Source organism: Kribbella sp. NBC_01510 (genome assembly GCF_045040325.1).
Lineage (GTDB): Bacteria > Actinomycetota > Actinomycetes > Propionibacteriales > Kribbellaceae > Kribbella.
This window is the reverse complement of the sequence record NZ_CP109418.1, coordinates 7,948,712-7,971,439: the sequence shown is the minus strand read 5'-3', so window position 1 is coordinate 7,971,439 and position 22,728 is coordinate 7,948,712. Positions and strand designations below refer to the sequence as shown.

The 22,728-nt window shown below is 69.7% G+C and carries 25 protein-coding genes; 14 read left to right on the top strand and 11 right to left on the bottom strand.

Features of this window, described 5'->3' with window-relative positions:
• Window positions 1-28: 28 nt before the first annotated feature.
• From OG558_RS38965 to OG558_RS38945, 5 genes are all read left to right on the top strand, one after another.
• Window positions 29-1,045, top strand: coding sequence for an acetylxylan esterase (locus OG558_RS38965; RefSeq protein WP_405067495.1), 1,017 nt, complete (start codon window positions 29-31; stop codon window positions 1,043-1,045).
• 76 nt (window positions 1,046-1,121) lie between these two features.
• The gene (locus OG558_RS38960; protein WP_329478578.1) at window positions 1,122-1,535 is read left to right on the top strand and encodes a VOC family protein; all 414 of its coding nucleotides are present in this window, start codon (window positions 1,122-1,124) and stop codon (window positions 1,533-1,535) included.
• Complete coding sequence (locus tag OG558_RS38955; RefSeq protein WP_405067494.1) at window positions 1,532-2,497, top strand: RNA polymerase subunit sigma-70; 966 nt, start codon at window positions 1,532-1,534, stop codon at window positions 2,495-2,497. The genes OG558_RS38960 and OG558_RS38955 overlap by 4 nt, the downstream gene beginning before the upstream one ends.
• A 21-nt stretch (window positions 2,498-2,518) precedes the next feature.
• A complete protein-coding gene (locus OG558_RS38950; RefSeq protein WP_405067493.1) occupies window positions 2,519-3,265 on the top strand; it encodes a beta-phosphoglucomutase family hydrolase in 747 nt (248 codons plus the stop codon).
• Complete coding sequence (locus tag OG558_RS38945; RefSeq protein WP_329478570.1) at window positions 3,262-5,634, top strand: glycoside hydrolase family 65 protein; 2,373 nt, start codon at window positions 3,262-3,264, stop codon at window positions 5,632-5,634. Before OG558_RS38950 ends, OG558_RS38945 begins: the two co-directional genes overlap by 4 nt.
• A gap of 7 nt (window positions 5,635-5,641) precedes the next feature.
• On the opposite strand, the gene OG558_RS38940 is transcribed toward OG558_RS38945, so the two are convergent.
• Together OG558_RS38940 and OG558_RS38935 are read right to left on the bottom strand one after the other, a co-directional pair.
• Window positions 5,642-5,914 (bottom strand): hypothetical protein, encoded by a 273-nt coding sequence (locus tag OG558_RS38940; RefSeq protein ID WP_329478569.1) that lies wholly within the window; start codon window positions 5,912-5,914, stop codon window positions 5,642-5,644.
• Window positions 5,915-6,018: 104 nt separating this feature from the next.
• The gene (locus tag OG558_RS38935; protein WP_405067492.1) at window positions 6,019-6,849 is read right to left on the bottom strand and encodes a hypothetical protein; all 831 of its coding nucleotides are present in this window, start codon (window positions 6,847-6,849) and stop codon (window positions 6,019-6,021) included.
• Window positions 6,850-7,005: 156 nt separating this feature from the next.
• Here OG558_RS38935 and OG558_RS38930 point away from each other — a divergent pair, with 156 nt between their 5' ends.
• The 3 genes from OG558_RS38930 to OG558_RS38920 all read left to right on the top strand — a co-directional run bounded on the left by OG558_RS38930 (window position 7,006) and on the right by OG558_RS38920 (window position 10,129).
• Entirely contained in the window at window positions 7,006-8,121 is a 1,116-nt protein-coding gene (locus OG558_RS38930; protein ID WP_405067491.1) for a DNA glycosylase AlkZ-like family protein, read from the top strand.
• A 72-nt stretch (window positions 8,122-8,193) separates the two neighbouring features.
• On the top strand, window positions 8,194-9,627 hold the full coding sequence (locus OG558_RS38925; RefSeq protein ID WP_405067490.1) for a ricin-type beta-trefoil lectin domain protein: 1,434 nt from the start codon (window positions 8,194-8,196) through the stop codon (window positions 9,625-9,627).
• A 13-nt stretch (window positions 9,628-9,640) separates the two neighbouring features.
• A complete protein-coding gene (locus OG558_RS38920) occupies window positions 9,641-10,129 on the top strand; it encodes a DinB family protein (RefSeq protein WP_405067489.1) in 489 nt (162 codons plus the stop codon).
• 33 nt (window positions 10,130-10,162) lie between these two features.
• Here the strand turns inward: OG558_RS38920 and OG558_RS38915 are convergent, their stop codons facing one another.
• Window positions 10,163-10,792 carry a hypothetical protein gene (locus OG558_RS38915; RefSeq protein ID WP_405067488.1) on the bottom strand — a complete coding sequence of 210 codons (630 nt, stop codon included), beginning with the start codon at window positions 10,790-10,792 and terminating at the stop codon, window positions 10,163-10,165.
• Window positions 10,789-11,319, bottom strand: a complete 531-nt coding sequence (locus tag OG558_RS38910; RefSeq protein WP_405067487.1) for an RNA polymerase sigma factor — start codon at window positions 11,317-11,319, stop codon at window positions 10,789-10,791. The genes OG558_RS38915 and OG558_RS38910 overlap by 4 nt, the downstream gene beginning before the upstream one ends.
• Before the next feature lie 142 nt (window positions 11,320-11,461).
• On the opposite strand from OG558_RS38910, the gene OG558_RS38905 reads away from it, so the two are divergent.
• Entirely contained in the window at window positions 11,462-11,989 is a 528-nt protein-coding gene (locus OG558_RS38905) for a hypothetical protein (RefSeq protein WP_405067486.1), read from the top strand.
• On the opposite strand, the gene OG558_RS38900 is transcribed toward OG558_RS38905, so the two are convergent.
• Together OG558_RS38900 and OG558_RS38895 are read right to left on the bottom strand one after the other, a co-directional pair.
• Window positions 11,930-12,697, bottom strand: a complete 768-nt coding sequence (locus tag OG558_RS38900; protein ID WP_405067485.1) for an SDR family oxidoreductase — start codon at window positions 12,695-12,697, stop codon at window positions 11,930-11,932. The two genes, OG558_RS38905 and OG558_RS38900, sit on opposite strands and share 60 nt — an antisense overlap.
• Window positions 12,698-12,741: 44 nt before the next feature.
• Window positions 12,742-12,930: a DUF1918 domain-containing protein gene (locus tag OG558_RS38895; RefSeq protein ID WP_329478556.1), complete on the bottom strand. Its 189-nt coding sequence runs from the start codon at window positions 12,928-12,930 to the stop codon at window positions 12,742-12,744.
• A 203-nt stretch (window positions 12,931-13,133) separates the two neighbouring features.
• Here OG558_RS38895 and OG558_RS38890 point away from each other — a divergent pair, with 203 nt between their 5' ends.
• Window positions 13,134-14,102: a zinc-binding alcohol dehydrogenase family protein gene (locus OG558_RS38890; RefSeq protein ID WP_405067484.1), complete on the top strand. Its 969-nt coding sequence runs from the start codon at window positions 13,134-13,136 to the stop codon at window positions 14,100-14,102.
• A gap of 3 nt (window positions 14,103-14,105) precedes the next feature.
• Here the strand turns inward: OG558_RS38890 and OG558_RS38885 are convergent, their stop codons facing one another.
• The 5 genes from OG558_RS38885 to OG558_RS38865 form a co-directional block, all read right to left on the bottom strand.
• Window positions 14,106-14,750, bottom strand: coding sequence for a LysE family translocator (locus tag OG558_RS38885; protein WP_405067483.1), 645 nt, complete (start codon window positions 14,748-14,750; stop codon window positions 14,106-14,108).
• A 54-nt stretch (window positions 14,751-14,804) separates the two neighbouring features.
• Window positions 14,805-16,100, bottom strand: a complete 1,296-nt coding sequence (locus OG558_RS38880; RefSeq protein WP_405072274.1) for a sensor histidine kinase — start codon at window positions 16,098-16,100, stop codon at window positions 14,805-14,807.
• 133 nt (window positions 16,101-16,233) lie between these two features.
• Complete coding sequence (locus OG558_RS38875; RefSeq protein ID WP_329478551.1) at window positions 16,234-16,887, bottom strand: phosphatase PAP2 family protein; 654 nt, start codon at window positions 16,885-16,887, stop codon at window positions 16,234-16,236.
• 3 nt (window positions 16,888-16,890) lie between these two features.
• Window positions 16,891-17,568: a response regulator transcription factor gene (locus OG558_RS38870; protein WP_329478550.1), complete on the bottom strand. Its 678-nt coding sequence runs from the start codon at window positions 17,566-17,568 to the stop codon at window positions 16,891-16,893.
• 45 nt (window positions 17,569-17,613) lie between these two features.
• Entirely contained in the window at window positions 17,614-18,441 is an 828-nt protein-coding gene (locus OG558_RS38865) for a PIG-L deacetylase family protein (RefSeq protein ID WP_405067482.1), read from the bottom strand.
• Window positions 18,442-18,522: 81 nt separating this feature from the next.
• Here OG558_RS38865 and OG558_RS38860 point away from each other — a divergent pair, with 81 nt between their 5' ends.
• From OG558_RS38860 to OG558_RS38845, 4 genes are read left to right on the top strand one after another with little or no spacing between them, the layout of a single operon-like run.
• Window positions 18,523-19,536 (top strand): lysylphosphatidylglycerol synthase domain-containing protein, encoded by a 1,014-nt coding sequence (locus tag OG558_RS38860; RefSeq protein WP_405067481.1) that lies wholly within the window; start codon window positions 18,523-18,525, stop codon window positions 19,534-19,536.
• Window positions 19,533-20,612 carry a glycosyltransferase family 4 protein gene (locus tag OG558_RS38855; RefSeq protein WP_405067480.1) on the top strand — a complete coding sequence of 360 codons (1,080 nt, stop codon included), beginning with the start codon at window positions 19,533-19,535 and terminating at the stop codon, window positions 20,610-20,612. The genes OG558_RS38860 and OG558_RS38855 overlap by 4 nt, the downstream gene beginning before the upstream one ends.
• Window positions 20,609-21,985, top strand: a complete 1,377-nt coding sequence (locus OG558_RS38850) for an FAD-dependent oxidoreductase (RefSeq protein ID WP_405067479.1) — start codon at window positions 20,609-20,611, stop codon at window positions 21,983-21,985. The genes OG558_RS38855 and OG558_RS38850 overlap by 4 nt, the downstream gene beginning before the upstream one ends.
• Window positions 21,982-22,689, top strand: coding sequence for an SDR family NAD(P)-dependent oxidoreductase (locus OG558_RS38845; protein ID WP_329478545.1), 708 nt, complete (start codon window positions 21,982-21,984; stop codon window positions 22,687-22,689). The genes OG558_RS38850 and OG558_RS38845 overlap by 4 nt, the downstream gene beginning before the upstream one ends.
• The last annotated feature ends 39 nt before the right edge of the window (window positions 22,690-22,728 follow it).

The window sequence follows — 22,728 nt, the reverse complement described above, 5'->3', positions numbered from 1 at the left end:
GTTCGGCGTAGGTTTGTTGCTCATGGCCATGTTCGATCTTTCTCTCGACAAGCTCCGCGGATACCGGCCCGAGGTGGCCGCACCCGCCGACCTGGTCGATTTCTGGCGCCGCTCGATCGAGAAGGCGCGCACCGACGACCTGTCCGCCTCGTTCACCGCGATCGACAACAAGCTCGCCGTGATCGACACCTACGACGTCACGTTCGCCGGCTTCGGCGGTGCGCCGGTCAAGGGCTGGCTGCACGTGCCGGCCGGCGCCACCGGTCCGCTCCCGACCGTCGTGCAGTACTTCGGTTACTCGGGCGGCCGTGGCTTCCCGCACGTCACGAACCTGTGGGCGCAGGCCGGGTACGCCCACTTCGTGATGGACACCCGCGGTCAGGGCTACAGCGCCGGCGGCGGCAGCGGTACGCCCGACGACAGCGCGTACGCCGGTCTCAACCACACCCCGGGCTTCATGACCGCGGGCATCACCGACCCGGAGGCGTACTACTACCGCCGCGTCTTCATCGACGCCGTCCGCGCACTCGAGGCCGCCAAGGCGTCCCCGCTGGTCGACCCGGACAAGATCATCGTCACCGGCGCCAGCCAGGGCGGCGGCATCTCGATCGCGGCGGCCGGGCTCGCCGGACTGGCCGGGATCGACTTGCTCGGCTGCGCCCCCGACGTGCCGTTCCTGTGCCACTTCGAGCGGGCGCTGCAGATCACCGACGAGGATCCGTACGGCGAGATCACCCGGTACCTGAAGGGTTTCCGCCACGACGTCGATGCGGCGCTGCGGACGCTCAGCTACTTCGACGGGGTGAACCTGGGCCGGCTGGCCACGGCGCCCACGCTGTTCTCGGTCGCGCTGATGGACGCCATCTGCCCGCCGTCCACGGTCTTCGCCGCCTACAACCACTACGGCGCCCGGCCTGACGTCGCCAAGGACATCGAGGTCTACAGCTACAACGAGCACGAGGGCGGTCAGACCTACCAGCAGCTGGCCCAGCTCGACTGGTTCGCGAACATCTTCGCCGCGAAGGAGTCATCGACGGACCGATGAGTTTCCGGTGCGAGCGGCGTTACACGGTCACATGCGTCGGTCAGACTGAGACCGACCCGACCGCAGGAGGCCGTCAATGGACTGGAAACTCGAACTCGTCATCGTCCCGGTAACGGATGTGGACCGGGCGAAGAAGTTCTACACCGACCAGCTCGGGTTCCACGAGGACGTCGACCACAGTGTCGGGGAGTCGTTCCGCGTGGTGCAGCTCACCCCGCCGGGGTCGGCGTGCTCGATCACGATCGGCATCGGGCTGACGAAGGCGGCGCCCGGGACCTACCAGGGCACGCACCTGGTGGTGAACGACATCGAGGCGGCCCGGGCCGAGCTGGTCGAGCGCGGGGTCGAGGTCAGCGAGCCGTTCCACTTCACCGCCGAAGGACAGCAGACCGGTCTGAGTCCGAACCGGAGTGACTACGAGACCTTCCTCAGCTTCTCGGACCCGGACGGCAACGGCTGGACGGTCCAGGAGGTCGGGAAGACCAAGTGAGCACGCTGGAGGAGTTGGCGTTCGCGGGTGACGAGTCCGCGTTCGCCGACCTCGCCGGACGGCACCGGCGCGAGCTGCATGTGCACTGTTACCGGATGCTGGCGTCGTTCGACGACGCGGAGGACGCCGTGCAGGAGACGCTGCTGCGGGCCTGGCGCGGACGGGACAGGTACGACGGGCGGACCTACTTCCGCGCGTGGCTGTACCGGATCGCGACCAACGTCTGTCTGGACGTCGTACGACGGCACACCCGGCGTACGGCGGCACCCGGGGAGGTCTCGTGGTTACAGCCGTACCCGGACCGGATGCTCGACGAGATCGCGGCACCCGCCGACGAGCCGGATGCCGTCGCGGTGGATCGGGAGACGATCGAGCTGGCGTTCCTGATCGCGCTGCAGGCATTGCCCGCGCGTCAGCGGGCAGCCCTGATCGCGCGGGACGTGCTCGGGTGGTCGGCTGCGGAGACCGCCGTACTGCTCGAGACCAGTGTGGCTGCGGCGAACTCCGCACTGCAGCGGGCGCGGGCGACGATGCAGCAGCGGTTGCCGGCTCGTCGTACCGACTGGAGTGCGCCGCGGCCGACCGCCGAGGAGCGCGACGTGCTGGATCGGTTCATCGACGCGCATGAGCGGTGTGACGCCGCGGCGGCGATCGCGATCGCGGCCGAGGACCTGCGCGTGTCGATGCCGCCGAACCCGCTGACCTTCGACGGCCTCGCCGCCGTCCTGCCACTGTTCGAGCGGGCGTTCGGTCCGGATCGGGACGGCGAGTGGCGGCTGGTGCCGACGTCGGCGAACCGGTTGCCGGCCGCGGCGTCGTACCTGCTGCGGCCCGGGGACACGGTGTACCGGGCCTTCAAGCTCGACGTGCTCCGGGTCAGCGACGGCAAGGTCGTCGAGATCATGACCTTCGGCTACTCCCGTTTCCCGGCGTTCGGACTCCCGGACCGATTGACGACCTGAGGCACGGCCTAGTCTGGGGACATGCTGCTGGGACTACCCACGGGGATCCGGGCCTGCTTGTTCGACCTGGATGGTGTGCTCACCGACACCGCCGCCGTTCATGCCGCCGCGTGGAAAGAGATGTTCGACGAGTTCCTCCGTGCCTACGCGCAGCGGCAGGGAATCCCGTTCGTGCCCTTCGACGCGCGCAAGGAGTACGACGCCTACGTCGACGGCAAGCCGCGGGCCAACGGGGTGCGGGACTTCCTGACCGCGCGCGGGATCAGGCTGCCCGACGGTACGCCGGACGATCCACCGACCGCGATGACGGTGAACGGCCTCGGCAACCGGAAGAACGTGGCGGTCCAGCGGCGGATCCGGACCGAGGGCGTGCACGTGTTCGAGGGTTCCCGGCGCTACCTGCAGGCCGCCGTCCAGGCCGGACTCCGGCGAGCCGTGGTGTCGTCGAGTGCGAACACCCACGAAGTACTGGATGTCACCGGACTCGCGCAGTACGTCGAGCAGGTCGTCGACGGCGTGACGATCAGGACCGAAGGGCTGCGGGGGAAGCCCGCGCCGGACACGTTCCTGGCCGCGGCCAAGGGCTTCGGGATCGACCCGTCCGAGGCGGCCGTGTTCGAGGACGCCCTGGTCGGCGTGTCGGCCGGCCGGTCCGGACACTTCGGGCATGTCATAGGTGTCGACCGCGTCGGACAGGCCGACGAGCTGAAGATCCACGGTGCCGATGTCGTGGTCCGCGACCTGGCCGAACTGCTGGAGGGTGAATGATCGACCGCGGGCATCATCCGATCGAGCCGTGGCGGTTGCGGGAGACCCGGCTCGCGCTCGACAAGCTGGCTCAGTCGGAGTCGTTGTTCGCCTTGTCGAACGGTCACATCGGGCTGCGCGGCAACCTCGACGAAGGCGAGCCGTACGCGATCCCCGGCACCTACCTGAACTCGTTCTACGAGCAGCGACCCCTCCCGTACGCCGAAGCCGGCTACGGCTACCCCGAGTCCGGTCAGACCCTGGTCGACGTCACCAACGGCAAGCTGATCCGGTTGCTGGTGGACGACTCGCCGTTCGACGTCCGCTACGGCTACCTGACCAAACACGAGCGGTCGCTGGACTTCCGCACCGGCATCCTGCAGCGCGACGTGGACTGGACCTCGCCCGGTGGCAAGCGGATCCGGGTCCGCAGCCGCCGGATGGTGTCGCTGACCCAGCGGGCGGTCGCCGCGATCGAGTACATCGTCGAGCCGGTGGACCAGCCCGCGCGGTTCGTGATCCAGTCCGAGCTGGTCGCGAACGAGACCCAGCCGAAGCTGTCCGACGATCCGCGGGTGGCCGCCGTACTGGACAACCCGTTGAAGCCGGTCAGCCACGACGGCGGGGAGAACGGCGTCGTCCTGATCCACCGGACGACGCGCAGCCGGCAGTTGATGGCGGCCGCGATGAGCCACGAGGTGGACACCTCGGTGCGCTACGCGATGGACCTGGATGTCCGCGAGGACTGGGCCCGGTCGACGGTGATCTGCCAGCTCCAGCCCGGCGAGAGTCTGCGCGTGGTGAAGTACCTGGCCTATGGCTGGTCCAGCCTGCGGTCGGAGACCGCAGTCCGGGACCAGGTCGCGGCTGCGTTGGCGAGTGCGCGCTTCTCCGGCTGGGACGGGCTGACCGCCCAGCAGACCGAGTTCCTGGACGACTTCTGGGACGGCGCCGATGTGGAGGTGCATGGCCATCCGGAGTTGCAGCAGGCCGTGCGCTTCGCGCTGTTCCACATCCTGCAGGCCGGTGCCCGGGCCGAGCGGCGGGCCATCCCGTCGAAGGGCCTGACCGGCGCCGGGTACGACGGTCACACGTTCTGGGACACCGAGGGCTTCGTGCTGCCGGTCCTGACCTACACGATGCCCGACGCTGCCGCGGATGCGTTGCGCTGGCGGCACTCGATCCTGCCGTTGGCTCGCGAACGGGCCGAGGTGCTGGGGCTGCGCGGCGCGGCCTTCCCGTGGCGGACGATCCGCGGTCAGGAGTGCTCTGGCTACTGGCCTGCCGGTACGGCGGCCTTCCACATCAACGCGGACATCGCCGAGGCGGTGATGCGCTACCACCGGGCCACCGCCGACGATCAGTTCCTCGAGGAGGTCGGGCTCGAACTGCTGGTCGAGACGGCCCGGCTGTGGATCTCACTGGGCCACCACGACCGCAACGGCCGCTGGCATCTGCCGGGCGTGACCGGACCCGACGAGTACAGCGCTGTTGCCGATGACAACGTCTTCACCAACCTGATGGCGGCGCGCAACCTGCGCTCGGCGGCGGAGACCGCGGCCCGGCTGCCGGCCACGGCCCGCGAGCTCGATGTCGACGCGGAGGAGGAGGCCGCCTGGCGCGACGCCGCCGCCGCTGTGTATGTGCCGTACGACGAGGATCTCGGCGTACACCCGCAGTCGGAGGGTTTCACCGGGAACGCCGTGTGGGACTTCGAGGCGTACAAGGACAAGTACCCGCTGATGCTGCATGCGGCGTACTTCCAGCTGTACCGCATGCAGGTGGTCAAGCAGGCCGACCTGATGCTGGCCACGTACTGGTGCGGCGACGCGTTCACGCCGGAGGAGAAGGCGCGGAACTTCGACTACTACGAGCGGCTGACGGTCCGGGATTCGTCGTTGTCCGCGTGTGTGCAGGCCGTGATGGCGGCGGAGGTCGGTCACCTGGACCTGGCCTACGACTACGCCTACGAGGCGGCGCTGATCGACATGCGGAATCTGCACCACAACACCGGCGACGGTCTGCACATGGCGTCGCTCGGCGGTGCCTGGAGTGCCCTGGTCGCCGGCTTCGGTGGCCTGCGGGACCGGGAGGGTTGTCTGTGTTTCGATCCCGCGCTGCCCCAAGGCCTGTCCGGGCTGAACTTCGCGATCCGCTGGCGTGGGGTCCGGCTGAAGGTGGAGATCGATCCGGTGTCGGTGAAGTACTCGGTGCACGACGGCGAGGGCGCTCAGGTGACAATCCGGCACGCGGGGGAGGACATCACCGTCACCGCGGACAAGCCGGTGATCCGGACGCTGGACAAGCGCACGCCGTTGCTGCCCCGCCCGCCGCAGCCACCCGGCCGCGAACCGCGGGCCGCGATGGCGAGCAACGAGCGGGACCTCTAGCCGGGGCTCACTTCTTGTTGCGCGACGTCAGCTGGTTGCGGGCCGACAGCGACTCCGCGGTGCCGACCAGCAGCACCGAGGAGATCACGGCGACGATGAAGCCGAGCACGTTCAGCTCGAAGATGCCGCCGGTGCCGAGCAGGCTCGCGATCGTGCCACCGATCACGGAGCCGGCCAGTCCGAGCAGCAGCGTGGCGAGCAGACCGAGCTTCTGCTTGCCGGGCGTGAAGAGCCGGGCCAGCGCTCCGATGATGAGTCCGGCGATGATGAAGCCGATCATGTCTGTGTCCTCCGAGTGCTATTGGGTCTCTGCATCCAGTGTCCGGGCCCGATGGGGTCCGGTGCAGTGGAGTTCACCCTGATCGCACCCGGAGCGGACCCTGGTCAGGCGTGCGCCAGCGCTTCGAAGAGCCTGGTGGTCTCGAGCAGGCGCGGGGTCCGCTCGAGCACGTTCAGGACAGTGGTACCGGTTCGTTCGGTGGCGCGCTCGTCGTGGCCGAGCAGTTCCTTGTAGCCGGCCCGGCAGGTGGACTCCGCGCCGAGGATCTCGGCGTACAGCTCGACGTCCGCCAGGTCGGGATGCGCCCTCAGCAGTTGCAGAGTGTTCTTCACGCACCGGATCAGCGTCGGCCTGGCCTTGTTCGACTGGAACCGTGAGAGCAGCTGATCGGCCAGCCCCTTCGCGACGAAGTACTCCGCACTCGACACCTTGTCCCGCAGGTAGCGCACGCCGGCGGCCTCGCGGATGTCGTCGGTGAGCGCGCAGACCGCCCACTGCGGCGGCACGATGAACACCTGCGTCGCCGGTACGTACGCCGGCAGCCCGCGATCAGGGCCGAGGGGGCCGCTGTTGGTCACCGCGTTCAGCGCCGCCTTCGACGCCTGGTCGGTCGGATTCGCGTAGGGCGCCGTGACCAGCCGGGACGCGAAGCTCGCATCCGGTACGACGATGACCGACAGGCTGCCGGTGTTCTGCAACAGCAGCGACGTGTGGGTCGGGTCGGTGCTGGCGTCGAGCCGCACCCCGTCCATCTGGGACTCCGGTTCGAGCGGCTCGGTGGACTGCGAGCAGTCCGTCGCCGGCTTGAGGACCGCGGTGGGGGTGCGCGGGATGACGATCGACGGGGTCCCGACCGTACCGTCGCCGGAGTCCGCGCCCTCCGCACTCGAACAACCCGCGACGGCGACCGTCGCGATCAAGACCGCAAAGGGCATAAGCGCCCGACCACGCACCGCCACGATGACCCCCTGCACCGCCGAGCTCCCAGGTCCCCACCTGCTCGGTTGGCCCTCAGTCTCGCATCACGCGGAGTAGTTGGACAACCGTCCCGGCGGCCGCGAACTGTCCTGGGCGTGGCTTAGCCTCGCGGTATGACTGTCCATCAGCTGTCCCGGCGCGACGCGCGGCGCCTTGCGGTCCGGGCGCAACTGCTGACGAGTGAGCGGCCGGCCGGGCTGTTCGAGGTGGTCGAGGGGCTCAACGTGCTGCAGCTGGATCAGACCGCCCACGTTGCGCCCAATGCCGATCTCGTCGCGTGGAGCCGGCTCGGATCGTCGTACGACGTGCGCGAATTGGCCGACGCGCTGGCGACGCAGGAGCTGCTGGAGCTGCGCGGGTTCGTGCGGCTGCCGCAGAGTCTGGCGCTGTTCCGGGCCGAGATGGCGGAGTGGCCGGCCGGCAGGAGGCCGGATGGGAAGCTGCTCGACGACCAGGTGTACCGCCGCGACTGGGTCCAGGCGAACGAAGGCTGCCGGCTCGACATCCTCGAGCGGCTGCGTCAGGACGGCCCGTTGCTGATGCGCGACCTGCCGGACACCTGCGTCGTGCCGTGGAGGTCGAGCGGCTGGACCAACAACCGGAACGTTTCACAACTGCTCGAGTTCATGATGCAGCGCGGCGAGGTGGCGATCGCGGGCCGCGACGGTCGCGACCGCCTGTGGGACCTGGCTTCGCGGGTGTATCCCGACGAGCCGCTGGTCCAGGTCGAGAAGGCCCGGCAGATCCGGGACGAGCAGCGACTGCGCTCGATGGGCATCCTGCGGGCGAAGGGCCCTGCGTGCCCGGGCGAGCCGCTCGATGGCGGCGTCGCGGGCGAGCCGGCCGTCGTCGACGGTGTCCGCGGTGAGTGGCGCGTCGACCCGGAGCTGCTCGACCGGCCCTTCTCCGGACGTACGGCGCTGCTCTCGCCACTGGACCGATTGGTGTACGACCGGAAGCGGATGACCGAGCTGTTCGAGTTCGACTACCAGCTGGAGATGTACAAGCCGGTCGCCAACCGCAAGTGGGGCTATTTCGCGCTCCCGATCCTGCACGGCGACCGCCTGGTCGGGAAGGTCGACGCCACGTCGGACCGCAAGGCCGGCGTCTTCCGGGTCGACGCGATCCACGAGGACGCGCCGTTCCCGAAGTCGCTCGGCACCGCCGTCCACCGCGAACTCCGCGACCTCGCGCAGTGGCTCGACCTGGAGTTCGTCGTCATGATGTGATGCCGGTCACATCTGATGTTGACGCAAACACAAGGCATTGACGGTCCCAGATGTCTACGTGAACATCGCCGCGTGAGATCAACAGTTCGCCGTATTGCCGCCGCAGCGCTCGCTGCCACCGCCATCGCAGCTGCCATCACCATCCAGGCCGAGGCGTCACCGACCGCGACGCCGGCCGCACCCGCCGCCGCGCAGGCGGGCGGCCCGGCCGGGACCAACGACTTCCGGGGAGTGAACTGGGCCGATCCGCGGGACAACTACGCCGACGACGAGGTGGTCCCGTCCGGACTGAGTACGACGGACGACTACGGGACGACGTACCGGAAGGCGACCGGGATCGTGGGCGAGTTCCGCAACGAGCTCAAGGCCAACACGATCCGCCTGCCGATCAACCCGTCGAGCGTCGGGACCACCTGGTGGAGTTCCTACCGCGGGGCGATCGACGCGTCGGTCGCGAGCGGCTTCAAGGTCATCCTCAGTTACTGGGAGGCCGACAACGCCAAGGACGGCCGGGTCGACGATCCGGTCCAGTACGCAGCGATGTGGGACACGGTGGTGAAGGCCTACGCCAAGAACCCGCACGTCTACTTCGAGCCGATGAACGAGCCGTTCGGCTACTCGCTGACCGAGTGGGTGTCGCTGACCTCGTCCTGGATCGCCCGGCACAGCAACGTTCCGCGCAGCCGGATCGTCATCTCCGGCACCGGCTACAACGACAACGTCACCGGTGTCGGTGCGGCGCCCGAGCTGACGGGCACGCTGCTGTCGCTGCACTTCTACGGCTTCTGGGCCTCCGACACGACCGAGGCGGCCTGGCTGGCGAACCTGCGGCCGCGGATCGGTTCGTACGGCTGGCGCACGATCATCGACGAGGCCGGCTCGCCGATGACCATCGGCCTGAACTACGGCAACCACGAGGGCAACGTTTACACGGCGTACCTCGGAGCGCTCACCCAGGTGGCGAACGAACAGAAGATGGGCATCGTCTACTGGCCGGGGCTGCGCACCGGCGACTCGTACTCGATGACCACGCAAGTCGGTCCGGCCGACCTCCAGGTCAACAGCCAGAGCGGTCGCGCGCAACTGTGGTGGGGCTTGGGCCTGCTGAAAAAGGAGCCCACGAACACCCTGCCGCCCGCTCCGCCGGGTGAGCCCCTGCGTGGCGTGGCCAGCGGCCGGTGCGTCGACGTACCCGGCTTCTCGACGACTCCCGGTACGGCGCTCGACCTGTGGGACTGCAACAACGGCGGCAACCAGTCGTGGAACTACACGGCCGACAAGCAACTCACCGTGTACGCCGACAAGTGCATGACCGCCGGCACCTCGGTCACGATCGAGGCCTGCACCGGTGCCGCCAATCAGGCTTGGGAAGTCAACGCCGACCAGACGGTCACCAGTGTTGCCATCCCCACTCTCTGTCTGACCGCCACCGGGACCGGCAATGGCGCAGCCGTCAACACCGCCCCCTGCAACGGCTCCGACGACCAGAAGTGGACCCGCTCCTGAATACAGTCTCCCGATGGAGAGCTTGGTTCGTACGGCGGGGGAGCGTGAGGTACTCGAAGCGTTTCTCGACTCGCATCGGCAGGTCGCGGTGGACAAACTCCGCGGCCTGTCCGAGTCGGACGCGCGCCGCCGGCTGGTGCCATCGCTGACCACACCGATCGGGTTGGTGAAGCACCTGGCCGCCGTCGAGCGGAACTGGTTCCAGCACATCCTCGCCGGGCGCCCGCGGGACGAGATCGCCGGCGACGCGCGCGGCGGCGACGCCAGTTGGCAGATCGAGGACGCTGAGACGGTCGCCGGGATCATCGCGGCCTTCGAGGAGGCCTGCGCGGAGTCGCGACGGATCGCGGCCGGCCTGCCGCTCGACCACGTCGTGTCCCGCGAAGACGTGGACGACGTCTCACTCCGCTGGATCTACGTGCACCTGATCAGGGAGCACGCCCGGCACGGCGGCCACGCCGACATCCTCCGCGAGCAGATCGACGGGGTCGCCGGCGCCTGATCGGGCCGGCTCTCCGCGCCACCGCGGCGACGATCAGGGCCCCGAGATCCGGCGATTGAGGGAGAAGAGCCGGCCGAGGATCGGCATCAGGACGATGTTGAGGCCGTGCAGTACGCCGATGATCAGCAGGATGCCGCCGATCCGGCCGGCCTCGAAGGCGACCTGGGCGGGCAGGACGCCGAGGCCCCAGCTCTCCCGCGGTTCGAAACTGACCGTGAACAGGATGTAGGCGGTGAAGATCAGGTAGTACACGATGTCGGTCAGCACGAGGTAGCTCTTGCCGGTCTGCGGATTGTCGTGGAAGACATCCGCCGCGTAGGCGCGGCCGAACCGTTTGATGAACGGCCCGAGCCACAACGCCAGCCCGATCAGCAGAACATCGGTGAACACCTCGAGGATCCACCAGTCCAGTGTCAGGTGACCGTTCGGCGCGCGTGGCGTGAAGAGCAGGATGATTGCTGCCAGCAACACAATGCCGCCGGCCAGGATCACCAGGGCCCGGGTGATCCGGCGCCGCCGGGCCCGGTCGTCGGCGATGCTGCCGAGCACCCGATCGAACAGGTCGGGTGCCGGTGATCGCGTCGCCGCCGGGTCCAGGGCGTCGTACAGGCGGCGCTCGACCTCGGTCGGCTCGTCGCCGGGAGTGCTGGGTCGCTGGGTCATCCCTGGACCTCCAGATCGGTTTTCAGCGCGCGCAGGCCGCGTTGCAAATGGGTCTTGACCGAGTTCGGCGACAGGCCGAGTGTGTCGGCGATGTCGGCGATCGACAGTTCGAGGTAGTAGCGCAGCACGACGCAGTCCCGCTGGCGCCGGGGCAGTGCGCGCAGCGCCGCGATCACCGCGCGCCGGCTCTCGCTCTCGGTCGCGTGGTCCTCGGCCGAGCGGTCGTCCGGGTCGGCCGGGAGGCGGTGACGGAGCGAGACCAGGCCGCGGCGGTTGTGGTCACGGGCCAGATTGATCACGATCGAGCGCAGGTACGCCGCCGCCCGGTCCTGGTCGTGGATCCGGTGATGGTTACGGGCCAGCCGCAGGAACGCCTCCTGGACCAGGTCCTCGGCCGCGGTCCGGTCGTCGACGAACCACCGGGCGAGCTGGACCAGGCGCGCGGCCTCGGTCCGGAACAACGCGACCACCAGCGCGTCGGCATCCGGCCGCACCTCGTCGGCGGTCAGCTTCGCAGCCGTATCCATAGCCCCCATCACCCCTACGGACGAGTGACCCGCCGGATCGGGTGACAGCGCAATCAGAGATCTTTTGCTGTCACCCGCGGCCCGGCGGTGCCTCGTCTGTCGTAGTGATCCGTGCTCCCAGCATGGACGTCAAGGGGGAGAGATGACAGTAAGGGTGCTGACCACGACTGCGGCCGGACTGGGTCTCGGGCTGAGCTGGGGGATCGCCGCCCGGGTCTGGATGCGGCTGATCTCCACCGAACCGGAGTTCAGCTGGACCGGGACCGTCGGGATCCTCATGCTGACCGGGCTCTCCGGTCTGGTCCTCGGTCTGTTGTGCGGCGTCCGCCGTACCGGCCGGTCACGATGGTGGCGCGTCCTCGCCGTGTTGTGTCTGCCGATGTTCGCAAGCCCGGGGATGATCTTCTTCCCCGCGTTCCTGCTCGGCGGCCTGCTCTACCTGCCGCACCTCTGGGCGCGGCTGCTGGGCCTCGTCGGGATCGCCCTGTCCCAGGTCGGGCTGTGGGTCACCACCCGCGAGGATCCCGTCAGTCCCTGGGTGCTCCACGGCGGCTTCCTCATCCTGTCGCTGACCCTCGCAGCCGGGGCGGCCGAGCTCTACCGGCCGCGCTCAGGCGAAGCCGCCGTTGCTCATGAGGAGTTGGCCGTTGATCCACTGACCGCGCGGTGAGCAGAGGAAGTCGACCAGGTTGGCGGTGTCCTCCGGCGTACCGAGGCGAGCGAGCGGGGTCTCCCGGATGCCGGCGGCCCGGATGTCGTCGTTCATCCAGCCGGTGTCGATCGGGCCGGGGTTGATCACGTTCGCACTGATGCCGAGGTGGGACAGCTCGTGCGCGGCGGCCAGCGTGATCCGGTCCAGCGCGCCCTTGCTCGCGCCGTACGGGAGGTTGTTGACCGTGTGATCGCTGGTGAGCGCGACGATCCGGCCGGTGCCGGGCGCTCCGGTGAAGCGGCGCCCGTACTCGCGGATCAGCAGCCAGGTCGCCCGGGCGTTCACGGCGAAGTGGCGGTCGAAGCTCTCGATGGTCGTGTCGAGGATGCCTGAGTCGACGGACTCGCAGTGACACATCACCAACGCCGTGACGTTGCCCAGCCGCTCCTCGGCCGCGGCGAAGATCCGCTCCGGCGCCGCTGGGTCCACCAGGTCCGCCTCGATCGGGACCGCGGTCGCGCCGAGCTCGGTCAGCTCCTTGGTGATCTCGGCCGTCGCGCCGGACTGGACGCCCCAGTCCATGCGTTCGTCGTACGCCGTCCAGTAGGTGAACGCGATGTCCCATCCGGAGGCCGCGAGCCGGCGGGCGATGCCGGCGCCGATGCCGACGGTGCGGCCGACGCCGGTGACGAGGGCGACTGGGCGTTGCGTGTCCGGCTGCGTCATGGGGCGATCCTGCTGGATGGCAGGTCAGGCGGCAACCGGATTCTTCACTGCGCGTGGATGATGTGCGCGTCCGGGCCGGGGAAGAACAGGGACTCGGTGTCGGTGTCGCTCCAGTGCACCAGGTACGGCGGGGCGCCGTTCGGGTCGTGCACCTCGACGATCTCGCCCTGCCGCCGGTGCGCCGACAGATGGGTGCTCTCAACAACAACCTGGTCGCCCGCCGCGGCCTTCACCGGACCCACCCGCTCTCGCCGTTCATCAGTCTCTCCTCGTCGCTGGTCGGGGCGACGACGACCCATCGCCCGGGCACACCCCCAGCTTGGCCCCACAGCCCCGCCCGCACCACCCCTCAGCCGCTGAATCTGACCGCGCCCAGGCCTTGCCAGGATGTGAGATCACCGCCGGCCGTGGCCTGTTCGCGTGTGACGGTTGGGGCATGCGCGCTGTCGGATTCACGAAGATCAACGGGGAGATCGTCGAGCTGGAGCGGCCGGTGCCGGAGCCGGGCGCGGGTGAGGTGCTCATCCGGGTCTCGCACGCCGGAGTCAACTTCGCCGAGGTCCAGCACCGGCGCGGTGACTTCGGGGAGCCGGAGCCAGAGGGCGACGTGCCTGGGCTCGAGGCGGCGGGCGTCGTGGCAGCGGTCGGACCGGCGGTCAGCGGACTCGCGGCCGGCGACCAGGTGACGGCGTACCTGCCCGGCTTCGGCGGATACGCGGAGTATGCGATCGCACCGGCCGCGTTCACCTATCCGATCGGGGATCTCGATCCCGTGGTGGCGGCGGGCGCGCCGACGGTGCTGACCACGGCGTACGGACTGCTGGCCGGCGCCGGGCGGTTGGCGGCCGGGGACACGGTGCTCGTGCATGCCGCGGCCGGCGGGGTGGGCACGGTCGCGGTGCAGATCGCGAAGGCGCTGGGTGCGGGGAAGGTGTTCGGCACGGTCGGTTCGGCGGACAAAGTGGCGTACGCGCGGCAGTTCGGGTACGACGAGGTGGTCGTGCGTGACGGGTTCGCGGATCAGATCCGGGAACTCACCGGCGGGCGCGGAGTCGACCTGGTGCTGGACTCGGTCGGTGGGCAGACCCGCGCGGACAGCCTCGGCGTACTCGCGGTGTTCGGCCGGCTGGCGGCGTACGGGGACGCGGGGAACCATCCGGATCTGACCCTGGCGGTCCGGCCGCTGTGGAAGAGCAACCAGTTCGTCGGCGGGTTCAACATCGGGGATCTGGCCCGCCGTGGTCCGGAGCTCGTCACCCGCTTCGGCCGTGCCGCGCTGGACCTCGTGGCCGCCAAGAAGGTCCACATCGACGTCACCGACGTACTGCCGCTCTCCGACGCCGGCGTGGCCCTCGACCGCCTGGCCACCGGCGCGAACCGCGGCAAGCTGGTCCTGTCCGTCTGATCGTCAGTGGATGTCGGTGGCGAGGCGGGCGGCGAGGGCGGCGAAGATACCGGCGGTGACGCGCTCGAGACGGCGGCGGACGCTGCTACCGGCGCGGAAGAACCGCTCGGTCAGACCGCCCGCGACCAGCGCGACGGTGGCGTCGACCGGGAACCCGACGGCGATGAAGATCCCGCCGAGCACCAGGAACTGCGTGGTCGCCGGCCAGCTGCCCGCGCCGGTCGTGACGAACTGCGGCACGAACGCCAGATAGAACAGAATCACCTTCGGATTGGCCAGGTTGGTCAACGTCGCCATCAGATAGGTCCGGCGAAGCGTCCGCTTCGGTAGCTCCAGCGTCTCGTCGGGCTCGCCGACCTCCTGCCGGCTGGCACGCCAGGTCAGGTAGGCGAGATACAGCAGGAACGCGGCACCAGCGACGCGTACGCCGTTCAGCACCTGAGGTGCGGCCTGGATGAGCGCACCGAGCCCCACAGCGACGGCCACACTGTGCACGGCCAGACCGGTCGACATCCCGGCCGCGGCCACCACACCGGCCCGGCGCCCGCCGACCGCCGCATTGGCCACGATGAACAACATGTCCGGTCCCGGTACGACGCTCACCAGGAAGACGGCAACCACGAACCCCAGCACTACCGACAGATCCATCCACTCATTTTCGCCCTGGGTGGTCCGCGACGGTGGGGTATTTCCGACCCGTGGTCAGCGGGGAAGGATGATGGTCGCGGTGGTTCCGCCGTCGGGGGAGGGGCTGAGGGTGATGGTGCCTTGGTGGGCCCGGGTGATCTCGCGAGCTATGGACAGCCCCAGGCCGGAGCCTCCGCTGGCACGGGCTCGGCTGGTGTCCAGGCGGACGAAGCGTTCGAAGACGCGGAGGCGATCGGCCTCGGGGATACCGTCACCGTCGTCGGCCACAGTGATCACGGCTGATCCGTTCTGCTCGGCCGCGGTGAGGTGGACGGTCGTGTGGGCGGCCCGCGCGGCGTTGTCGACCAGGTTTCTGAGCACTTGACTGAGCCGGGCCGGATCGCCGACCACGCGGACGGGATGAACCTCGCTCGTCACGGTGAGATCCGGTGCGGAACTCCGCAACCGCTGGAGCTCCGCCGCGACCAGGTCGTCGACGTCGACGTCCGTACGCTGCATCCGCAGGCCGGTGTCGTCCGCTTTCGCGAGCAGCAGCAGATCCTCGACCAGCCGCCGCATCCGCTCGGTCTCGGCCTCCATCACCAGATGCAGTTCCTGCCACGCATGCCCGGTGCTGTCCGCTTCGATGACCTCCAGCGCCGCCGTCAGCGTGGCCAGCGGCGACCGGAGTTCATGGCTCGCATCCGACACGAACCGCCGCTGCATGGCCTGCCCGGTCTGCAGCCGATCGAGCATCTCGTTCATGGTCGCCGCGAGCCGCGCGATCTCGTCCCGGGTCGCCGGCACCGGCACCCGCTCGGTCAGATCTCCCGACCCGATGCCCTGCACGCGCGCCCGGATCCGTTCCACCGGCCCGAGCGCCTGCCCGACCAGCAGCCAGCCCGCCACCCCGACCACGATCAGCAGGACCGGGAACCCGATCAGCAGGTACTTCGCCACCGTGGCCACCGTGTCGCGCTGGGTCTGCACCGACGATGCGACCACCACGGTGTACGTCTGGCCGCCGTACGACGCTCCCTGCGTGACGATGAGGTACGCGTGGTCGTCGTCGAGCAGCGGCATCTCACCGACCTCGGCCCGCAGGACCACCCCGGACGCGGGCCGGAGATCCGTCAGTGGCCTGCTGTTGACGCGCGTCGACGAGGCGGCGACCACCCGCCCGGACGCGTCCAGGACCTGGATCAGCTGGCTCGGCCGGGTCGCGTCGGTCAGGTCCCGCGCGAGTCCCGCCGTACCCTCCTCGGACACCTGGCCGGCCACGTCGGCGAGCCGCCCGTCGGCCGCGTCCGACACACCGGTGATCAGCGCGCGCTGGAGGAGCAGCAACAGTACGGCGGCGCCGAGTCCCATCGCCACGGCGACAACGATGACGGCTGCCGCGGTCGACCTGCTCCGGACGCTGGCGCGCCGCAGCCCGACTCCGATCCTCCGCCACGCGGCCAACACACCGTTCCTTCCCGGCAACCGAGGCTCCCGCACCCCATCATCCTCCCGGGCGCCGCGTGTAGTACGCACCGGTCGCGACCAGGCTCAGCCAGGTTGCAGCCAGCAACCACCCGGCCAGGATGTCGGTCGCCCAGTGGTAGCCGAGATAGATCCGGCTGAGCCCGATTCCCACGCTGAGCAGGACGGCGATCGCCGTACCGGCAATCCGCCACACCAGCCCGACCCGCAGCATCCACAACAAGCCGGCCATCGTCAGGAAGAACACGGCCGAGTTCAACGTGTGCCCGGACGGGAACGAGTACGACGTGTCCACGGCGCCGAGCACGTAGCCGACGCCCGGCCGCTGCCGCTCGACCAGCAACTTGATTCCGTACGTGAGCGCGGCAGAGCCGGCCATCGCGACGAGCAGCAGCACGGCAGGCCGCCGACTCTTGGTCACGCGCCAGAGCACCAGGGCAGCGATCAGCGTGAACACCATCAAGACCGGTACGTCGCCCAGGAAGGTCAAGGCCCGAGCCACGTCGGTCAGCTCCACGGTGCGCAGCCCGAGCACGTCGTGGGCCAGCCCGGGGTCGTCAGCAGCCAGTCCGTTGGATTCGCGCACCGAATCGGCCAGCCCGGCCACCGCGGCGACGCCCACGCCCGCAATGACGAGACCGGGCGCGACCACCACCAAACGCCGAACAGCCACGCCTCAGCCGCCCTCGGGATCGAGGCGGTAGCCCATGCCGCGGATGGTTTCGATGGAGTGCCGACCGAAGGGGCCGTCGATCTTCAGGCGGAGGTAGCGGATGTAGACCTCGACCACGTTGGGATCGCCGTCGAACGCGGGGTCCCAGACGCTGGCCAGGATCTCGAGTTTGCTGACGGTGTCGCCGCGGTGACGCATCAGGAACTCGAGCAGGCCGTACTCCCGGGGCGTGAGCGCGATCTCCTTCCCGGCCCGTTCGACCCGCCGCCGGGCCGGGTCGAGCACCAGGTCGCCGGCGGTCAGCACCACCGGCCGCTCCGGACCGCCGCGCCGGATCAGCGCCCGCAACCGGGCGATCAGGACCAGGAAGCTGAACGGCTTGGTCAGGTAGTCGTCCGCACCGAGATCGAACGCATCGGTCTGGTCGTACTCCCCGTCCTTCGCGGTCAGCATCAGCACCGGCGTCCACACCCCGCGCTCCCGCAACTCCTCGAGCACCTTGTACCCGTTCAGCTTCGGCAACATGATGTCCAGCACGATCACGTCGTAGCTGTTCTCCGTCGCCGCCCACACCGCGTCCTCGCCGTCGTGCACCAGCTCGACCACGAACCCGGCGTCGGTGAGACCACGGCGGACCGTGTCGGCCAGCCGGACCTCGTCCTCCACCATCAGCACCCGCATGGTCTCAGTTTCACCGCCGCTCGCTGAGGATGGGCTGAGAGCCACTCATCGGAGCGTCGCGAACACGTCGTCGAGGCGATGTCCCGGGGTCCGGCCGTGCTCGACGTACCACTCCCGCCCGAGCACCCGCCGGAACAGCCGCGGCGGCAGCTTGAGCAGCAGCCCGAGCGTCCGCGCACCGTCGTCCGAGCTCGCCTGACTGGCGTGCGCCCGGAACGCTTGCCGCTTCTGGTCCGCATACGCACGGACGTCGACACAGTGCGTGATCGCCGACGCGGGGGAGTACGCCCCGTCGTAGTCGGCCGCCCGCACCGCCGGCAGTACGCCGGGAATCGCCTCGACCACTCGGATCAGCCGCCGGATCAGCCGCCGGTCGATCGTTGCCTCCAGCACCAACGGCGTACCGGCCTGTGCGGCCGCATAGACGCCGACCGCATACACCTGCTGGTGGTCCGGATGCCCGTAGCCGCCGGCCGGATCGTAGATCGTCAACGCGTCGGCGCCCTCGGCCCGGAGCAGCTCGATCAACGGCGCCGCCGCCTCCTCGACGGGGACACGACTGAACGCACCGTCCGCCACCGGACCCGCCGACCCCGAGTCGGGGAACCCGAACCGCATGACCCGCGCACACCCCAGCGCCGCCGCCGAGCTGTCCAGCTCGTCCCGCCGGTACGCCGCCAGCCGGCCCGCCATCCGGTACGACGAAGCGGCCGCACCCGCCTCGCCGTCAGTGGCGACCGCCAGGACGACCCGATGCCCTTCCGCCGCGAGCCGGGCCAACGTGCCGCCCATCAGCAGCGCCTCGTCGTCCGGGTGCGCGTGGAAAGCCACCAGCGTGAACCGGGCAGCGTCGGTGTCCTGCGGATGTGCCACTTCCCGAGCATCGCACGGCCGCCAAGGGCCGCCCGACTCGCTCTCAGGATCCTCTCAGCAGCTGCCTTCCACGATGGTGCGATGAAGCCCAGAGCACCCCGCCGGGTCGTGACCTCAGTCCTGAGCGGGCTGGCGACCGCCGCCCTGGTGGTTCTGCTGCCGCGGGCGGTAGGTGCGACCTGGGGCGAGGTCGGAGCCGTCCTCGGCCGGGTTTCCGCCGGTGCGGTCATGGTCCTCGCGGTCGTCTGGATCGCGGGGTTGTGGGCGCATTCGTTCGTCCTGGCCGCGTCCCTGCCAGGACTGACGAAGCGCCGCGGCCTGACGCTGAGTCTGACCGGCAGCGCCGTCTCGAATGTGCTCCCGCTCGGCGGTGCGGCCGGAACCGGCCTGAACTTCGCGATGGTGCGCCGCTGGGGGTTCAGCAGGTCCGCGTTCGGTGGCTTCCTCGCCGTCACGACCCTGCTGAACATGATCTCCAAACTCGGGGTGATCGCGGTCGCGCTCGCGCTGGTGCCGATCCTGCACAGCGCGTCGGTGTTCGGTGCGGCGAGTCTGGTCTTCCTTCCGGTGCCGCTCGCCGTGGTGGCGGTCGTCTGGATGCTTGCCGACGAACGGGTCGCCGCCGGCATCGGCGCCGCACTGGACAAGATCCTCCGCCGCAAGCCGGGCCGGCTGGCGGGCAAGATCCCGGAGTTGCGTCGTTCGATCCTGCGGGTCATGCGCAACGGCTGGCGTCCGATGACGGCCGGCATGCTCGCGTACCTCGCGCTGCAACTGGCCCTGCTCTGGCTCTGCTTCCATGTGCTCGGCATCTCCTTCGCCCTTCCGGTGCTCTTCACCGCGCTGGCCGTCGAGCGACTGCTGACCCTGGTCGCGATCACCCCGGGGGCAGCCGGCGTGGTCGAGGTGGGCACCGCCGCCGCGCTGGTCGCCCTCGGCGGCGACCCGGCCGGCGTCGCGGCCGGGCTCATCCTGTTCCGCGGTTTCACCTACGCCATGGAGATCCCGGTCGGCGGCATCACGCTGGCGATCTGGTTCGGCATCCAGCACCGGACCCGAGCACGCTCGGCCGAGCTGGAGGCGGTCGCCGGATGAGGATCGCCCTGGTCAGCGACTGCTACCTCCCACGGCTCGGTGGGATCGAACTCCAGGTCCACGACCTCGCCGGACAGCTGATCCGCGCCGGCCATCAGGCCACCGTCTTCACCGTCACCGACGGTCCGCCCGCGGCCGGCGACGTCCCCGTCGTACGACTGCCGGCGCTCGGCGGCATACCGTTGCCAGCAGCAACCGATCTCCTGCGCCGGGCGCTGGACAAGGTCGACGTCGTGCACGCCCACACGTCCCTGGTCTCGCCACTCGCCTGGCGCGCGGCGCGGGTCGCACCGGCCGCCGTGATCACCATGCATTCGTTGCCCAGCCCGACGATGCCGTGGCCGCTCGCGCACCTCGACCGGTACGTCGATCCGGCCCGCTGGACCGCGGTCAGCGAGGTGGTGGCCGGCGTACTGCGTCGATCGTTGCCCCATCGGCCGGTCGACGTACTGCACAACGGCATCGATCCCACGCACTGGCGAACCCCCAGGCCTGGCAGGCATCCGCTGACCATCGTGAGCACGATGCGTCTCACTCGACGCAAGCGCCCGCTGGCCCTGCTGCGTACCTTCGAGCGGATCCGCGCCCTCGTGCCACCCGACGTGGACGTCAGAGCCGTCATCGTCGGCAGCGGACCGCAAGCCGCGGCGGTGGCCGCCGAGACCCGGCGTCGTGGCCTCGCGGACTGGGTCGAGTTGCCGGGACGCCTGACCCGCTTCGAGATCCAGCAGTTGTACGCCGCCGCCGATGTGTATCTCGCGCCGGCCGGACTGGAGTCCTTCGGAGTCGCCGCCCTGGAAGCGCGCTGCGCCGGTCTGGCCGTGGTTGCGATGGCATCCGGTGGTGTCGGCGAGTTCATCCGGCACGGAGTCGAGGGCTACCTGGTCGACTCCGACGTCGAGATGGGCGAGACCACCGCCGCGCTCCTCACCGACGTCGCCCGTCTCGCGCGGATCCAGCAACACAACCGCGACACGGTTCCAGCCATGACCTGGGAGCACGTCATCCCGCAGCATCTGACGACGTACCAGACTCAGGTGTCTCTCAGTGCACTGACCCTAACGTCGGCATCGTGACCCCCGACGACTCCAGCACGACCGAACTGTCCGGCTGGGGGCGGACGACTCACAAGCACACCCGGGTACGACGGCCGGACACGCAGGGCGGTGTGGTCGACGCAGTACTGGCCGAGCCCGAGGTGACGATCCGCGGCGCCGGCAAGAGCTATGGCGACGCGGCGCTGCCCGGTCAGGGGGTCGTGCTCGATATGACTGCGCGCGACCGGATCATCTCGTTCGACCAAGGCAACGGGGTGATCGTGGTGGAAGCCGGCGTACTGCTCAAGGAGATCGCGGAGCAGGCGCTGCCGCTCGGATGGCTGCTCCCGGTGATGCCCGGCACCGAGTGGATCACTGTTGGCGGAGCGATCGCGTCCGATGTGCACGGTAAGAACCATCCGGGTGCGGGATCATTCGGCCGGCACGTCCGGTGGCTCGCATTGCTCCGCTCGGACGGCGTGCCCACCCAACTGTCGCCCGGCCAGGACGCCGACGCCTTCTGGTCGACGATCGGCGGCATGGGCCTGACCGGCGTCATCCTGCAGGCGGCCATCCAACTCCACCGCGTCGAGACCGGCTGGGCCGTCCGCGAGCGCCACCGGACCGAGTCCCTGCGCGACACCCTGTCCGTCCTCCGAACCCTGGCCACGCACCAGGAAGCCGACCCCGATCACCACGTCGTCGCCTGGCTGGACGTCCACTCGACCGGCACCTCCCTCGGCCGCGCCCTCATCGACGAGTTCCACCCGGCCACCAGTACAGATCTCCCCGCCGCTGTCCCGCCGTTCCCGGAACGCCGCGGACGAAGCACGGCGGCCCGGCCGATCCGCTCTCTGCCCGGGCCGGGATTGATGTCGAGGGCAACGATTCGGGCCGCGTCGGCGGCCCGGTGGCACCTGAGCCGGGCCGGGCGTCAACTGGTTCCGCTGCATTCGGCGCTCTGCCCCCTCGATCGGGCCGAGTCCTGGCCGGCGGCGTTCGGGCGTGCGGGATTGATCCAGTACCAGTTCGCCGTTCCGCCGGAGGAGGGGCACGTTGTGGGGGAGGTGCTGGGCTACCTGGCGACGCACCGGATCGCGCCGGCGCTGGCGACCCTGAAGAATCTCGGCCGCGGGTCCGGCGGGCTGTTGTCGTTCCCGATTCCCGGCTGGACGTTGGCCGTCGACCTGCCGGCGCGCTGGTTGCACGACCCGGACGCGTTACGGTCGATCGACAAGCTGGTCGCGGCCGCCGGCGGCCGGGTCTACCTCGCGAAGGACGCCCTCAGCGACCCGGACCTCATCCCGGTCATGTATCCACGGCTGCCGGTCTGGCAACGCACGCAGGCCCGCCTGGACCCGGATCGCCGCTGGACGTCCGCCCTGGCCGAGCGCCTGGGCCTGCTGCGATGACCGACGGGACCGCCTTGCTCGTCGGCGGTTCGTCGGAGATCGGCATCGCCGTACTGACCGAGCTGCTCGGGCCACCGCCGCGGCGGGTTGTGCTGGCGGGACGGCCGAGTAGCGAGCTGTGGTGGAACGCCGAGAAGCTCCGCGACCTCGGCTACTCCGTGACGACGGCGCAGTACGACGCCTGCCTGCGGGCCGACGAGATCGACGGGATGCTCGAGCACGCCTGCGCGGACCATCCACTCGGCCTCGCGGTGGTGGCAGTCGGCACGATGACTGAGGAGTCGTTCGCCGACGGCATCGTCGTGAATGGTCTGTCCGTCGCACTGTTGCTGCGAGCGTTGGTGCAGCGCGGACCTGAGCAGATCGTGCTGTTGTCGTCGGCTGCCGCGATCAGGCCGAGGCAGTCGATCGCGGCGTACTCGCTGGGCAAACAGCTCGCCGACTCGACGGCCGTTCTGCTCGCGCGCCAGGCCGCGGAGTCCGGCGTACGGATCCTCGTCGTACGCCCGGGTTTCGTCGCGACCCGGATGACGGCCGGCCAGTCGAAGCCGCCGCTCGCAACCACGCCGGACCGTGTCGCCCGACGGGTCGCGGGCGCGGTGCGCAGCGGTCAGACGATCGTCTGGGCGCCACGCACGATGGGACTCGCCGTCCGGATCCTCAACCTGCTGCCGCGCAGGATGCTCCCAGCCGCCTGGCGCTGAGCGCTCTCCGGATCCTCTCAGGCTCCTCCGGATCTACTG

What these genes read in the sequence shown, in the direction of transcription:
- OG558_RS38960 (WP_329478578.1), top strand. Translation starts at nt 1,122, where the DNA reads ATGGACTGGAAACTCGAACTCGTCATCGTCCCGGTAACGGATGTGGAC.
- OG558_RS38905 (WP_405067486.1), top strand. Translation starts at nt 11,462, where the DNA reads ATGACAGTAAGGGTGCTGACCACGACTGCGGCCGGACTGGGTCTCGGG.
- OG558_RS38880 (WP_405072274.1), bottom strand. Translation starts at nt 16,100, where the DNA reads ATGGGACTCGGCGCCGCCGTACTGTTGCTGCTCCTCCAGCGCGCGCTG.
- OG558_RS38915 (WP_405067488.1), bottom strand. Translation starts at nt 10,792, where the DNA reads ATGACCCAGCGACCCAGCACTCCCGGCGACGAGCCGACCGAGGTCGAG.
- OG558_RS38845 (WP_329478545.1), top strand. Translation starts at nt 21,982, where the DNA reads ATGACCGACGGGACCGCCTTGCTCGTCGGCGGTTCGTCGGAGATCGGC.
- OG558_RS38855 (WP_405067480.1), top strand. Translation starts at nt 19,533, where the DNA reads ATGAGGATCGCCCTGGTCAGCGACTGCTACCTCCCACGGCTCGGTGGG.
- OG558_RS38950 (WP_405067493.1), top strand. Translation starts at nt 2,519, where the DNA reads ATGCTGCTGGGACTACCCACGGGGATCCGGGCCTGCTTGTTCGACCTG.
- OG558_RS38910 (WP_405067487.1), bottom strand. Translation starts at nt 11,319, where the DNA reads ATGGATACGGCTGCGAAGCTGACCGCCGACGAGGTGCGGCCGGATGCC.
- OG558_RS38870 (WP_329478550.1), bottom strand. Translation starts at nt 17,568, where the DNA reads ATGCGGGTGCTGATGGTGGAGGACGAGGTCCGGCTGGCCGACACGGTC.
- OG558_RS38920 (WP_405067489.1), top strand. Translation starts at nt 9,641, where the DNA reads ATGGAGAGCTTGGTTCGTACGGCGGGGGAGCGTGAGGTACTCGAAGCG.
- OG558_RS38900 (WP_405067485.1), bottom strand. Translation starts at nt 12,697, where the DNA reads ATGACGCAGCCGGACACGCAACGCCCAGTCGCCCTCGTCACCGGCGTC.
- OG558_RS38885 (WP_405067483.1), bottom strand. Translation starts at nt 14,750, where the DNA reads ATGGATCTGTCGGTAGTGCTGGGGTTCGTGGTTGCCGTCTTCCTGGTG.
- OG558_RS38930 (WP_405067491.1), top strand. Translation starts at nt 7,006, where the DNA reads ATGACTGTCCATCAGCTGTCCCGGCGCGACGCGCGGCGCCTTGCGGTC.
- OG558_RS38945 (WP_329478570.1), top strand. Translation starts at nt 3,262, where the DNA reads ATGATCGACCGCGGGCATCATCCGATCGAGCCGTGGCGGTTGCGGGAG.
- OG558_RS38940 (WP_329478569.1), bottom strand. Translation starts at nt 5,914, where the DNA reads ATGATCGGCTTCATCATCGCCGGACTCATCATCGGAGCGCTGGCCCGG.
- OG558_RS38965 (WP_405067495.1), top strand. Translation starts at nt 29, where the DNA reads ATGTTCGATCTTTCTCTCGACAAGCTCCGCGGATACCGGCCCGAGGTG.
- OG558_RS38890 (WP_405067484.1), top strand. Translation starts at nt 13,134, where the DNA reads ATGCGCGCTGTCGGATTCACGAAGATCAACGGGGAGATCGTCGAGCTG.
- OG558_RS38860 (WP_405067481.1), top strand. Translation starts at nt 18,523, where the DNA reads ATGAAGCCCAGAGCACCCCGCCGGGTCGTGACCTCAGTCCTGAGCGGG.
- OG558_RS38935 (WP_405067492.1), bottom strand. Translation starts at nt 6,849, where the DNA reads ATGCCCTTTGCGGTCTTGATCGCGACGGTCGCCGTCGCGGGTTGTTCG.